The following is a 12,592-nucleotide window of genomic DNA, read 5'->3' as shown; positions in this document are numbered from 1 at the left end:
ATCCACTACCCTGAACCACGACGTCCTCCTCGCTGTTTTGGGACACCAAGCCCGTCAACGACAGCAGGAGGACGTCTTCTACATCCAGACTTTCAACGACACGCGCCATAGCTCTCTTACTACGCACGCTCGCGCCGGAAGAACTACCGGGCGACGATCACCGAGGAGCCGTGCCCGAACAGGCCCTGGTTGGCCGTGACGCCCACCGTGGCGCCCTCGACTTGCCGGCCGGTGGCGGTCCCGCGCAGCTGCCAGGTCAGTTCGCACACCTGGGCAATGGCCTGCGCCGGGATCGCCTCGCCGAAGCAGGCCAGCCCGCCGGACGGGTTCACCGGTACCCGGCCACCGATGGTGGTGGCACCGCTGCGCAGCAGTTGCTCGCCCTCACCCTTGGCGCACAGGCCCAGGTGCTCGTACCAGTCGATCTCCAGCGCGGTGGACAGGTCGTAGACCTCGGCCAGGCTGACGTCCTCGGGGCCGATTCCGGCCTCGGCGTAGGCGGCGTCCAGGATCTGGTCCTTGAAAACCCGCTCGGGCGCGGCTACCACGGCGGTGGAATCGGTTGCGATGTCCGGCAATTCGGGCAGGTGCTGCGGGTAGCGAGGGGTCACGGTCGACACCGCGCGCACCGACGGCACACCCTCGAGCGAACCCAGGTGCTTGCGGGCGAATTCCGCGCTGGCCACGATCAGCGCAGCCGCACCGTCGGAGGTGGCGCAGATGTCGAGCTGGCGCAGCGGATCGGAGACCACCGGGCTGGCCAGCACGTCGTCGACGGTGGCTTCCTTGTGGTAGCGGGCATTGGGGTTGTTCAGGCCATGCCGGGAGTTCTTCACCTTCACCTGCGCGAAGTCCTCGGAGGTGGCGCCGTAGAGGTCCATCCGGCGGCGCGCCAGCAGCGCGAAATACACCGGGTTCATCGCACCGATCAGGTGGAAGCGCTGCCAGTCCGGGTCGTTCTTGCGCTCACCGCCGACCGGGGCGAACGCGCCCTTGGGGGTGGTGTCGGCGCCGATCACCAGCGCCACATCGCAGAAACCGGCCAGGATCTGGGCCCGGGCGCTCTGCAGCGCCTGCGAACCAGAGGCGCACGCGGCGTACGAGGACGACACCGGAACGCCGTTCCAGCCCAGCTTCTGGGCGAACGTCGAACCGGCGATGAAGCCCGGGTAGCCGTTGCGGATGGTGTCCGCGCCGGCGATGAACTGGATCTGCTGCGCGTTCAGGCCGGCGTCGGCCAGCGCGGCACGGGCGGCGACCACCCCGTACTCGGTGAAGTCGCGGCCCCACTTGCCCCACGGGTGCATGCCCGCACCCAGGATGTACAGCGGTTCAGGCATTGGCGTCCACCTTCTTCCACGCGTAGACGGTGCGCGTGACGCCGTCGTCGTCGGTGTAGAGCGGCATGGTGGTCAGCTCCATCTCCATGCCGACCTTCAAGTCCGCGGCCAGGGTCCCCTCGACGACCTTGCCCAGCACGATCAGGCCCTCGTCGGCCAGCTCCACCGCGGCGATCGCGAACGGCTCGAACGGGTCGCTCGGCGGGTAGGGGGCCGGCGGCAGGTACCGGTTCTCGGTGTAGCTCCAGATCGTGCCGCGCCGCGACAGCGCGACCGGCTCCAACACGTCGCCGTCGCAGGCCGGGTTGGGGCAGTTGTTCTCACGCGGCGGGAACACATAGGTGCCGCACTGCGGACACTTGGCGCCGATCAGGTGGGGGAGGCCGGCGTCGTCGGTGGCGAACCACCCGTCGATGGCTGGCTGCGAGGCTACATCTGGCACCCGGTCAGCGTACCCAACCGCGACCGCAAAACTGAAACGTGTTGCAATTCCACCGGCGCTGACGGGCGCCCGCCGGCGGTGCCTAGAGTTGGCCCTGTGAGTCAGACCAAACCGACGCTGCTGCTGCTGGACGGAAACTCGCTGGCGTACCGGGCCTTCTACGCGCTGCCCGCGGAGAATTTCAAGACGCGCAGCGGCCTGACCACCAACGCCGTCTACGGGTTCACCGCGATGCTCATCAACCTGCTGCGCGACGAGGCTCCCACCCACGTCGCCGCCGCGTTCGACGTGTCGCGGCAGACCTTCCGCTCCGAGCGCTTCCCGGAGTACAAGGCCACCCGCTCGACCACGCCCGATGAGTTCCGCGGCCAGATCGACATCACCAAGGAAGTCCTCGTCGCGCTGGGCATCACCACGCTGTCGGAGCCCGGTTATGAGGCCGACGACCTGATCGCCACGCTGGCCACCCAGGCCGACGCCGAGGGCTACCGGGTCCTGGTGGTCACTGGCGACCGCGACGCCCTGCAGTTGGTCAACGAGAACGTGACCGTGCTCTACCCGCGTAAGGGGGTCAGCGACCTGACCCGGTTCACCCCGGATGCGGTCGTCGAGAAGTACGGCCTGACTCCGGCGCAGTACCCGGACTTCGCGGCGCTGCGCGGCGACCCCAGCGACAACCTGCCGGGCATCCCCGGGGTGGGGGAGAAGACCGCCTCGAAGTGGATCACCGAATACGGGTCGCTGCAGGGGCTGGTGGACCAGGTCGACACCGTCAAGGGCAAGGTCGGAGATGCGTTGCGCGCCAACCTGTCCACCGTGATCCTCAACCGCGAGCTGACCGACCTGGTCCGCAACGTGCCGCTGGCCCAGACGCCGGACACCCTGCGACTGGTGCCGTGGGACCGTGAGCAGATCCATCAGCTCTTCGACGACCTCGAGTTCCGGGTGCTGCGCGACCGGCTCTTCGAGACGCTGTCCACCGCAGGGGGCACGGTGCCCGAGGCCGAGGAGGGCTTCGAGGTGCGCGGCGCCGCCCTGGAGCCGGGCACGGTCGGGGCCTGGCTGGCCGAACACGCCGCCGACGGGCGTCGCACCGGGCTGGCCGTGATCGGCACCCACCGCAGTTTCGACAGCGACGCCACCGCACTGGCCCTGGCCTCGGCGGACGGCGACGGCGGCTACCTCGACACCGCGACGCTGACCGCCGAGGACGACGCCGCGCTGGCCGCGTGGCTGGCCGATCCGGACAAGCCCAAGGCGCTGCACGAGGCCAAGCTGGCCATCCACGACCTGGCCGGGCGAGGCTGGACTCTGGACGGCGTCACCTGTGACACCGCCCTGGCCGCTTACCTGGTGCGGCCCGGTCAGCGCAGCTTCAGTCTCGACGACCTCTCGGTGCGCTACCTGCGCCGGGAACTGCGCGCCGAATCCGATGAGCAACAACAACTCTCGCTGCTGGATGACACTGAAGGCATCGACGACCAAGCGGTGCAGACCGCCATCCTGCGGGCCCGGGCCGTCGCCGACCTGGCCGACGCGCTGGATCTCGAACTGGCCCGCATCGACTCCTCCGGCCTGCTCGCCGACATCGAGCTGCCCCTGCAGCGGGTGCTGGCCGAGCTGGAGACCGCCGGGATCGGTGTGGACCTCGATCACCTGAGCCAGCTGCAGAGTCGGTTCGGTGACGAGATCCGCGACGCCGCCGAAGCCGCTTACGCGGTGATCGGCAAGCAGATCAACCTCGGATCACCCAAGCAGCTGCAGGTGGTGCTCTTCGACGAACTGGGCATGCCCAAGACCAAGAAGACCAAGACCGGCTACACCACCGACGCCGACGCGCTGCAGTCGCTGTTCGACAAGACCGGTCATCCGTTCCTGGAGCACCTGCTGACGCACCGCGACGTCACTCGCCTGAAGGTGACCGTCGACGGATTGCTGAAATCGGTTGCCTCCGACGGACGAATCCACACCACGCTGAACCAGACGATCGCCGCGACCGGCCGGTTGTCGTCCACCGATCCGAACCTGCAGAACATCCCGATCCGCACCGACGCCGGACGCCAGATCCGCGACGCCTTCGTGGTGGGGGACGGCTACCCCGAGCTGATGACGGTCGACTACAGCCAGATCGAGATGCGCATCATGGCGCACCTGTCGGCGGACGAGGGCCTCATCGAAGCGTTCAACACCGGCGAAGACCTGCACTCGTTCGTCGGGTCGCGGGCGTTCTCGGTGCCGATCGACGAGGTGACCCCGGACATGCGGCGCCGCGTCAAGGCCATGTCGTACGGCCTGGCCTACGGGTTGAGCGCCTACGGGTTGGCCTCCCAGCTCAAGATCTCCACCGAAGAGGCCAAAGAGCAGATGGACGCCTACTTCGACCGGTTCGGCCGGGTGCGCGACTACCTGCACGAGGTCGTCGAGCAGGCCCGCAAGGACGGCTACACCTCGACGGTGCTGGGCCGGCGGCGCTACCTGCCGGAGCTGGACAGCAGCAACCGCCAGGTCCGGGAGTCCGCCGAGCGTGCTGCGCTCAACGCGCCGATTCAGGGCAGCGCGGCCGACATCATCAAGGTCGCGATGATCAACGTCGACCGAGCCCTCAAGGCGTCTGGCCTGCGGTCGCGGATGTTGTTGCAGGTGCACGACGAATTGCTGTTCGAGGTGGCCGAGGGCGAACGCGAGCCGCTCGAAGCGCTGGTACGCGACAAGATGGGCAGCGCCTATCCGCTCAGCGTCCCGCTGGAGGTCGCGGTCGGTTACGGGCGTAGTTGGGACGCTGCCGCGCACTGACCTCTGCTCGCCTCGACACCGGCACGCGTCAGACATTTCCGCTATAGTCGAACGTATGTTCGAGCAGTCGTCATCGAGGCTTCCGTCTGCGGAGTCGATCGCGCGGCTGTCGGAGCGCTTTGAGCGGCGGTATCCCTCGGTGACGCCGGAGTCGGCGGCTTTGGTGGATCGGATCTGCGTCTCGGCGCGGGCGGAGAATCGAGCGGCGGCGGCGCACCTGGCGGCGATCGGGGAGTTGTTTGCGCTGCGGTTGAGTCGTTGTAGTGAAACCGAGGAGTGGGCGGTCGATACCGAGGCGGCAGTGGCCGCCGAGGTCGCCGCGGCGTTGCGGATCAGCCAGGGGCTGGCGGCGAGTCGGCTGCGGTATGCCCGGGCGATGCGCGAGCAGCTGCCGCAGGTGGCGCAGGTCTTCCAGGCCGGTGATATCGATATCCGGTTGTTTCAGACGATGGTGTATCGCACCGGGTTGATCACCGACCGTGAGGTGCTGGCGGCCGTGGATGCGCAGTTGGCGGCCCAAGTGGTGCGCTGGCCGTCGCTGACGATGAACCGGTTGGCGGGCAAGATCGACAAGATCGTGGCCAAAGCCGACGCCGATGCGGTGCGCCGCCGCAAGGAACGGCAGGCCGAACGCGAGATCCTGTTCGGGGACTACGTCGAAGGCGGTCTCTCGGAGATCCAGGGCAGCTTGTTCAGCGTCGATGCCCGTGCAGTGGATAAGGCCTTGGATGCCTTGGCCGCCACGGTCTGTGAACACGACCCACGGACTCGCGCGCAGCGGCGCGCCGATGCGATGGGGGCGTTGGCGGCGCGGGCGGATCGGCTGGGATGCCGCTGCGGCCGGTCCGACTGTGCGGCAGGTGGGCGCCCGGGCGCCTCGCCGGTGGTGATTCATGTGATCGCTGAGCAGGCCACCCTCGACGGCACCGGTGAGGCGGCGGGCTCGTTGGTCGAGGCCGATGGACTCATCCCACCGGAACTGGTCGCCGAGCTCGCCCGATCGGCCCGGCTGGTGGCGTTGGTGCACCCCGCCGACGCACCACCCGAGTCCGGGTATGTGCCTTCGAAGGCGCTGGCGGATTTCGTGCGGTGCCGGGATCTGACGTGCCGCTGGCCGGGCTGTGACCGGCCAGCACTCGACTGCGACATCGACCACACCATTCCCCGCGGTGACGGCGGCCTCACCCATCCGTCGAACCTCAAATGCTATTGCCGCACCCACCACCTGGTGAAAACGTTCTGGGGCTGGCGAGATCAGCAGCTGCCCGATGGCACGGTGATCCTGACCTCACCCTCCGGGCAGACCTACGTCACCACCCCGGGCAGCTCCCTGCTGTTCCCGCACCTGTGCGCACCCACCGGGGAACTGCCGGCATCGCTGCGCCGCGATGATGACCGCTGCGGTCACCGCACCGCGATGATGCCCCGCCGCCGACGCACCCGCGCCCAACACCGCGCCGCCCGCATCACCACCGAACGCAACCAAAACCACAAAGCCCGCCAAGCCCGACGCGCCGCCCGCGACGCCATCTGGTTCCCGAAAGTAGGCCCCGGCATCGACCCCGACGACCCACCACCCTTCTAGCGGCGGTCAGGCGGCGGTCTGTTGGTGCAGCGTGAGCCGCCAGGCGTTGCCGCGCCGTGTGTAGACGCTGGTGACAAGGGCAACGTAGGTGGGCTGATCTCCGCGTTGCGAGGTCGAGCGATAGGTGACGATGCCAACATCGGGCACCGGCACAAGCACGTGGATATCGCTGAGCTCAAAGGACGACCACGCATCGCCGCCCATGGATGCGATGACGGCGTCGCGGTCAAAAATCGACATACCGCCTGGGAACACCATCGCGATGTCGTCGTCGAGAACCTGCCGGTAGAAGTCCGCAGCGGCTTCACCGCTCGTCGCGAGCGCCTCCCACCCGCGTTGTTCCAGCGCAATCAATTCTTCCGAAGTCCCCATCAGCCAGCCCCCTCGTCTGTATCGACGGTACTTAAAGTTCGGGTTGGAGGGCCATCAAGAACGTTACGAACCGCGGTTCAGGATTCGGGTGGCGTCGCACGCCATCTGCGCCACGATGCCACCCGCGGGGACCACGTCGTGGATGAGGCCGACGGCCTCGCCGATCAGGATGTGCGCAATGTCGAAATCCCCGGCGGAAAGCCCCGCCTGGAAGGCGGCGATGGCTTCGGGCAGGTTAGCCAGCAAGTGGCTGTCGTCGCCGTGCCAGCTCTGCAGGAACGCGTTGACCAGCGCCCGCTCGTCGTAGTGGGCGGGCCAATCGAGTTGTCGCACAAGGTCGTAGACGCGAGTGCGGACGGTGTCTTCGCCGCTGGCCCGGATGGCTCGCTGGTGTGCGGCCCCTGACACGATGGCCTCGCTGCAGGCCCAGAACCGAGTGCCGACCAAGACTCCGTCGGCACCGAGCGCCAGCGCCGCGGCCACCCCGCGGCCGTCGGCGATACCGCCCGCGGCCAGTACGAAAGTTTCCGGGGAGCTCTCCGCCACCAGGTCGACGACGGCTGGGACGAACGTGAGAGTCGAGCAGCCCGACATTCCGTGGCCGCCGGCCTCGGCGCCCTGGGCCACGATGACATTCGCTCCCGCCCGCAGCGCGGCATGTGCCTGCTCCAGGGTCTGCACCTGGCAGATGAGCGGAACCCCCGCGTCGCGGATGGCTTCGGCGAAGGGCTCGGGATCACCGAAGGACAGCATGATCGCCGCCGGGCGCCGGCTGAGTGCGAGGTCGAAAACCTCCGGCACCCGGGACAGGCTCCAGGTGATGAAACCGCACCCGACGCGCGCGTCGCCGGCGGCATCGAATTCGCGCTGCACCCAGTCAGCGTCGCCGTAGCCCCCGCCGAGCAGACCGAGTCCACCGGCATGCGTGACCGCAGCGGCGAGCCGGCCGCCGGAAGCTTGCGCCATGGGCGCCAGCACGATCGGGTGTTCGATACCGAAGTAGTCGGTGAGGCGATTGCGCAGCGACATCGCGATGCCTCCCGAAGATCACCGCCGCACCGGCACCGGCGAGTGATACCCCGCCATGGTGTAGAGCACCGGAGCGGCTGTGCGGGCGGCCACCACGCCGTAGGCGTCCTCCTGCTGCACCGCGAACACCTCGGGATCACCGAAGCCGCGGTCGATGCGATCCCGGATGAACGCCAGCTGGATCACCTGGGCGGCGAACTTCTTGACGGCCCGACCGGCGGGCCGGCCACCGATGCGCTTCGCCTCGCGGATCGCCAGCTTGCGGGCCCGGATCGAGCCCAGCCAGGACGCCTCATTGGGGGTGATCAGGCCACCGGTCACCATCGCGGGCAGCTTCGAAGCGACCAGCTGCTGCTCGTGCCGGCGGCTCAGCATCCCCAGCACCACCATCAGCAGGAACACCGGGACCAACCAGAACACGTAGGTCACCAGGAAAAGTTGCCCGCCGCCCATCGCCAGCGAGGCGTTCCACGAGGCGTGCATCGCCACCGCCGCCAGATAGCCGAGCAGGATCACGAAGGCTTTCGACCAGAAGCCGTGGCGGCGCAATGCGAAGAACACCCCGATCCCGGTCATCGTGGTGAACAGCGGGTGGGCGAACGGGCCGAAGATCAGCCGGGCGATGGCCACCGCGGCCATCTTGGCCGGTGAGTCGGCCGGCGCGATGTAGACGATGTCCTCCATCCAGGCGAAACCCACCGCCGTGATGCCCGCGTAGACCATGCAGTCGGTCAGCGAGTTGAGCGCCAGCCGCCGGCGCCCGGTCAGCATGATCAGCAGGAACAGGCCCTTCGCGGCCTCCTCGATGAACGGCGCCTGGATGGCTGCCATGTCGAAGGCCTTCGACACCAGCGGCCGCACAGTGGCCACCGATGACCCGAAGGTCTCCAACGCCACCGCCAGCACCACGGCCACCGACGCTCCCCACAAGAACGCCAGTTGCAGCAGCCGGCGCGGCTCGGGCTCCCAACGGTCCAGCCAGCGGTAGCACAACAGCACCACCAGCATCGACATGCTCGCCAGTACCAGCGCGGTCAGCGTCCCGCCCGGGTTCGCCGCGGTGAACAGCAGCAACAGGAACACGGTGAGAATGGCGAGCAGGACGATCACGATGAGCGGCGCTCCGACTCTCCGCCGGTTCCGCATCTGAGGCATAGCGAGGGAGCGTAGCCACCGGTTTGTCCAGCGTGCAACGCGTCGAGTAGCCTCAACAGGTAGTCCTCGACTAGTCCTAGGCCAGATCGCGGGCCACCGCATGCGCAGCATGCGTGATAGCACCCCGTCCCTACTACGTCACAATGTCCGGAGCAACCCAACACATGCCAAGTCCCACCGTCACCTCGCCGCAAGTAGCCGTCAACGACATCGGCTCGGCCGAGGACTTTCTCGCCGCCATCGACAAAACGATCAAGTACTTCAACGATGGCGACATCGTGGAAGGGACGATCGTCAAGGTTGACCGGGACGAGGTCCTGCTCGACATCGGTTACAAGACCGAAGGGGTCATCCCCTCCCGCGAACTGTCCATCAAGCACGACGTCGACCCCCACGAGGTGGTGTCCGTCGGTGATGAGGTCGAGGCCCTGGTCCTGACCAAAGAGGACAAAGAGGGTCGTCTGATCCTGTCCAAGAAGCGCGCCCAGTACGAGCGCGCCTGGGGCACGATCGAAGAGCTCAAGGAGAAGGACGAGGCCGTCAAGGGCACCGTCATCGAGGTCGTCAAGGGCGGCCTGATCCTCGACATCGGGCTGCGCGGCTTCCTGCCGGCCTCGCTGGTGGAGATGCGCCGGGTCCGCGACCTGCAGCCCTACATCGGCAAAGAGATCGAAGCCAAGATCATCGAGCTGGACAAGAACCGCAACAACGTGGTGCTGTCGCGTCGCGCCTGGCTGGAGCAGACCCAGTCCGAGGTGCGCAGCGAGTTCCTCAACCAGCTGCAGAAGGGCGCCGTCCGCAAGGGCGTCGTCTCCTCGATCGTCAACTTCGGCGCCTTCGTCGACCTGGGCGGCGTGGACGGCCTGGTGCACGTCTCCGAGCTGTCCTGGAAGCACATCGACCACCCGTCCGAGGTCGTCCAGGTGGGCGACGAGGTCACCGTCGAGGTGCTCGACGTCGACATGGACCGCGAGCGGGTTTCGCTGTCGCTCAAGGCCACCCAGGAAGACCCGTGGCGCCACTTCGCCCGCACCCACGCGATCGGTCAGATCGTCCCGGGCAAGGTCACCAAGCTGGTGCCGTTCGGTGCGTTCGTCCGTGTCGAGGAGGGCATCGAGGGTCTGGTGCACATCTCCGAGCTGGCTGAGCACCACGTCGAGGTCCCGGACCAGGTGGTCGCGGTCGGCGACGACGCCATGGTCAAGGTCATCGACATCGACCTGGACCGCCGCCGGATCTCGCTGAGCCTCAAGCAGGCCAACGAGGACTACACCGAGGAGTTCGACCCCTCGAAGTACGGCATGGCCGACAGCTACGACGAGCAGGGCAACTACATCTTCCCCGAGGGCTTCGACGCCGAGACCAACGAGTGGATCGACGGTTTCGACAAGCAGCGCACCGAGTGGGAGGCCCGCTACGCCGAGGCCGAGCGCCGGCACAAGATGCACACCGCGCAGATGGAGAAGTTCGCCGCTGCCGAGCAGGCCGAGCCGCGCTCAGGTGCCAACGGTTCGCACCGCGACGAGGCTCCGGCCGGTGGTTCGCTGGCCAGCGACGAGCAGCTCGCCGCGCTGCGGGAGAAGCTCGCCGGTAACAGCGCGTAGTAGCGTCTGGGCGCTCGAAGGGGCTTTGAAGGGGCGCAGATGCTGCGTATCGGTCTGACCGGCGGTATCGGCGCCGGGAAGTCGACGGTGTCGGCTACCTTCAGCCGGTGCGGTGGCGTCATCGTCGACGGTGACGTCATCGCACGCGAGGTCGTGGAACCCGGTACCGAAGGCCTGGCCGCATTGGTCGAGGCCTTCGGGCCGGGCATCTTGTTGCCGGACGGGGCACTGGACCGTCCGGCGCTGGCCGCGATCGCTTTCAGCGACGACGACAAGCGGGCAACGCTCAACGGCATCGTGCATCCGCTGGTGGCGCACCGCCGTGCTGAGCTGATCGCAGCGGCCGGTGACGAAGCGGTGATCGTCGAGGACATCCCGCTGCTGGTCGAGTCTCAGATGGCGCCGCTTTTCCCGCTGGTGGTCGTGGTGCACGCCGAGATAGAAACCCGAGTAGCTCGGCTGCGTGAATACCGCGGTATGTCGGAGGACGACGCGCGAGCCAGGATTGCCGCGCAGGCCACCGAGCCGCAGCGACGCGACGTCGCCGACGTCTGGCTGGACAATTCCGGCAACCCGGATGAGCTGTCGAAGCAGGCCCTTGAGCTGTGGCACCAGCGCATCCTGCCGTTCGCGCACAACCTCACCACGCGCCAGACGGTGCCGTCCCCGACGCAGCTGATGCCGGCCGATCCGACCTGGCCGGATCAGGCGCAGCGAATCTTGGCCCGGGTGCGCACCGCCTGTGGGCACCGGGCCACCCGCGTTGATCACATCGGCTCCACGGCGGTGCCCGGACTGGACGCCAAGGATGTCATCGATGTCCAGGTCACGGTCGAATCCCTCGCGGTGGCCGACGAACTCGCCGAATCCCTGCTGCGCGCCGGCTACCCTCGGGTGGAGGCGATCACCACCGACAACGGAAAGCCCAACGCCCGCAGCACCGTCGACGAGTTCGATCACGCGGCAGACCCGGCGTTGTGGCAGAAGCGGATTCACGCCTCCGCCGACCCGGGCCGGGCCACCAACGTCCACATCCGAGTGGCCGGTTGGCCCAATCAGCAGTTCGCCCTGCTGTTCCCGGCCTGGCTGTCCGCCGACGCCGAGGCCCGGACCGAGTACCTGGGCGTCAAACGCGACGCGGAACGTGCGGGGGCGCACGGTGGCATCGCGGCGTATGCCGAGGTCAAGGAACCCTGGTTCGACGCCGCCTACCGGCAGGCGTGGGCCTGGGCCGATCGCACCGGGTGGCGGCCTTAGCTGCGTTAAAGCCTGATCAGGCCATGCTGCTGATCAGCGCGCCGCACAGCATCGCGCCGGTGTGGGGGTCGTTGGTGTTGCCCCAGGTGTTGATGAAGCGCTCGCTCTTGACGGTGGTGACGTCGTCGACCTTGATCTCGCAGTGCACGGTTGCGGTGGTCGGGAAGCGCAGCCGGATCACCATGCCGGCCTTGCTGGGGTCGGACATCACGGTGTTGGCCTCGAACGGGGTGCCGAACGCGTCGAGGTCCGCGCTGGCGGTCTCGTAGTCGTTGCGCATGAAGGTCACCACGTTGCCGCTGGACCAGGCGTCGACCTTCGCGATGTAGGTCACGTTGTGCAGCTCGGTGGTGGTGTCGTTGTCATCGGCCCCCGCCGGCGCCGGGATCAGCTGACCGCACCCGAGTACGGCTGCGGTGGTGGCAGCGGCGACACCGATTCGCAGTTTGGCGTTCATATCAGCGAGATTACCCGGCCCAGGATAGTTGCATTCCGAGGTCGGCCAGCCAGCGGTGCAGGTCGTAGCCGTTGCGGGCCAGGCCGTCCACGGCGGCCACCGCGCGCAGCACCGCCTGCTCGGCGTCATGCTGACTCAGCAGACCCTCGGCGACGGCGGCCATCAGCTCGTCGGTGTCGGTGAGCTCGACGCTGGACCCGGTGCGGACCACCAGGTCCAGGTAGTGGTCCCGGGAGTGCCAGCGCTCCGGTCCCGCGGTGTACTCGCCGACGTCAAGGTAGAAGTCCTGGTCGCGCTCGTGTCCGGCGTTGAAGTGGAAGATGCTCGCCCGCAGACCCAGCGACGGCAGCAGCCAGGACTCCAGGTAGTGGAATTGGGCCCGCCCCGGGGTGGGGCGGGCCAGGTAGAGGCCCCAGGGATGCACCTCGTAGACGTCGACGGCGCGCACCACCCCTTTGGGGTCGGTGTTGGTGTAGCCGTGCAGGTCGAAGGTCTCTTCCTTGGGTGGGTGCACCACTGACCGCCTCTCCCTGTCGGCTCCCCGGTCTATTGCCCGGC

The 12,592-nt window shown here is 67.7% G+C and carries 11 protein-coding genes; 4 read left to right on the top strand and 7 right to left on the bottom strand.

Annotated features, from left to right (window positions below):
- Positions 1 to 143 precede the first annotated feature (143 nt).
- Entirely contained in the window at positions 144 to 1,340 is a 1,197-nt protein-coding gene (locus ABW16_RS20415) for a lipid-transfer protein (RefSeq protein WP_047321011.1), read from the bottom strand.
- Positions 1,333 to 1,782: a Zn-ribbon domain-containing OB-fold protein gene (locus ABW16_RS20410; RefSeq protein WP_047321010.1), complete on the bottom strand. Its 450-nt coding sequence runs from the start codon at positions 1,780 to 1,782 to the stop codon at positions 1,333 to 1,335. The genes ABW16_RS20415 and ABW16_RS20410 overlap by 8 nt, the downstream gene beginning before the upstream one ends.
- A gap of 78 nt (positions 1,783 to 1,860) precedes the next feature.
- Here ABW16_RS20410 and polA point away from each other — a divergent pair, with 78 nt between their 5' ends.
- Positions 1,861 to 4,575: a DNA polymerase I gene (gene polA, locus ABW16_RS20405; protein WP_047321009.1), complete on the top strand. Its 2,715-nt coding sequence runs from the start codon at positions 1,861 to 1,863 to the stop codon at positions 4,573 to 4,575.
- Positions 4,576 to 4,630: 55 nt separating this feature from the next.
- Entirely contained in the window at positions 4,631 to 6,160 is a 1,530-nt protein-coding gene (locus tag ABW16_RS20400; protein ID WP_047321008.1) for an HNH endonuclease signature motif containing protein, read from the top strand.
- A gap of 6 nt (positions 6,161 to 6,166) precedes the next feature.
- Here the strand turns inward: ABW16_RS20400 and ABW16_RS20395 are convergent, their stop codons facing one another.
- The 3 genes from ABW16_RS20395 to ABW16_RS20385 form a co-directional block, all read right to left on the bottom strand.
- Positions 6,167 to 6,532, bottom strand: coding sequence for a nuclear transport factor 2 family protein (locus tag ABW16_RS20395; RefSeq protein WP_047321007.1), 366 nt, complete (start codon positions 6,530 to 6,532; stop codon positions 6,167 to 6,169).
- Positions 6,533 to 6,595: 63 nt separating this feature from the next.
- Positions 6,596 to 7,561 (bottom strand): NAD(P)H-dependent flavin oxidoreductase, encoded by a 966-nt coding sequence (locus tag ABW16_RS20390; RefSeq protein ID WP_047321006.1) that lies wholly within the window; start codon positions 7,559 to 7,561, stop codon positions 6,596 to 6,598.
- 18 nt (positions 7,562 to 7,579) lie between these two features.
- Positions 7,580 to 8,707 carry a PrsW family intramembrane metalloprotease gene (locus ABW16_RS20385; protein ID WP_047321005.1) on the bottom strand — a complete coding sequence of 376 codons (1,128 nt, stop codon included), beginning with the start codon at positions 8,705 to 8,707 and terminating at the stop codon, positions 7,580 to 7,582.
- 173 nt (positions 8,708 to 8,880) lie between these two features.
- Here ABW16_RS20385 and rpsA point away from each other — a divergent pair, with 173 nt between their 5' ends.
- Together rpsA and coaE are read left to right on the top strand one after the other, a co-directional pair.
- Positions 8,881 to 10,320, top strand: a complete 1,440-nt coding sequence (gene rpsA / locus ABW16_RS20380) for a 30S ribosomal protein S1 (protein WP_047321004.1) — start codon at positions 8,881 to 8,883, stop codon at positions 10,318 to 10,320.
- 39 nt (positions 10,321 to 10,359) lie between these two features.
- The gene (coaE, locus tag ABW16_RS20375) at positions 10,360 to 11,577 is read left to right on the top strand and encodes a dephospho-CoA kinase (RefSeq protein ID WP_047321003.1); all 1,218 of its coding nucleotides are present in this window, start codon (positions 10,360 to 10,362) and stop codon (positions 11,575 to 11,577) included.
- 16 nt (positions 11,578 to 11,593) lie between these two features.
- Here the strand turns inward: coaE and ABW16_RS20370 are convergent, their stop codons facing one another.
- Together ABW16_RS20370 and ABW16_RS20365 are read right to left on the bottom strand one after the other, a co-directional pair.
- Positions 11,594 to 12,034, bottom strand: coding sequence for a hypothetical protein (locus ABW16_RS20370; RefSeq protein ID WP_052957025.1), 441 nt, complete (start codon positions 12,032 to 12,034; stop codon positions 11,594 to 11,596).
- Positions 12,035 to 12,044: 10 nt separating this feature from the next.
- The gene (locus ABW16_RS20365) at positions 12,045 to 12,548 is read right to left on the bottom strand and encodes a ribonuclease FAU-1 family protein (protein ID WP_047321024.1); all 504 of its coding nucleotides are present in this window, start codon (positions 12,546 to 12,548) and stop codon (positions 12,045 to 12,047) included.
- Positions 12,549 to 12,592 lie beyond the last annotated feature (44 nt).

The organism is Mycolicibacter heraklionensis, from assembly GCF_001021505.1.
Lineage (GTDB): Bacteria > Actinomycetota > Actinomycetes > Mycobacteriales > Mycobacteriaceae > Mycobacterium > Mycobacterium heraklionense.
Note: the sequence above shows the minus strand (reverse complement) of the source record. Positions and strands in the feature narration are given on the sequence as shown.

Excerpts from the sequence above, each read along its gene's own strand:
- ABW16_RS20385 (WP_047321005.1), bottom strand. The coding sequence starts at position 8,707 with ATGCGGAACCGGCGGAGAGTCGGAGCGCCGCTCATCGTGATCGTCCTG.
- ABW16_RS20395 (WP_047321007.1), bottom strand. The coding sequence starts at position 6,532 with ATGGGGACTTCGGAAGAATTGATTGCGCTGGAACAACGCGGGTGGGAG.
- ABW16_RS20415 (WP_047321011.1), bottom strand. The coding sequence starts at position 1,340 with ATGCCTGAACCGCTGTACATCCTGGGTGCGGGCATGCACCCGTGGGGC.
- ABW16_RS20390 (WP_047321006.1), bottom strand. The coding sequence starts at position 7,561 with ATGTCGCTGCGCAATCGCCTCACCGACTACTTCGGTATCGAACACCCG.
- ABW16_RS20370 (WP_052957025.1), bottom strand. The coding sequence starts at position 12,034 with ATGAACGCCAAACTGCGAATCGGTGTCGCCGCTGCCACCACCGCAGCC.
- coaE (WP_047321003.1), top strand. The coding sequence starts at position 10,360 with ATGCTGCGTATCGGTCTGACCGGCGGTATCGGCGCCGGGAAGTCGACG.
- ABW16_RS20400 (WP_047321008.1), top strand. The coding sequence starts at position 4,631 with ATGTTCGAGCAGTCGTCATCGAGGCTTCCGTCTGCGGAGTCGATCGCG.
- rpsA (WP_047321004.1), top strand. The coding sequence starts at position 8,881 with ATGCCAAGTCCCACCGTCACCTCGCCGCAAGTAGCCGTCAACGACATC.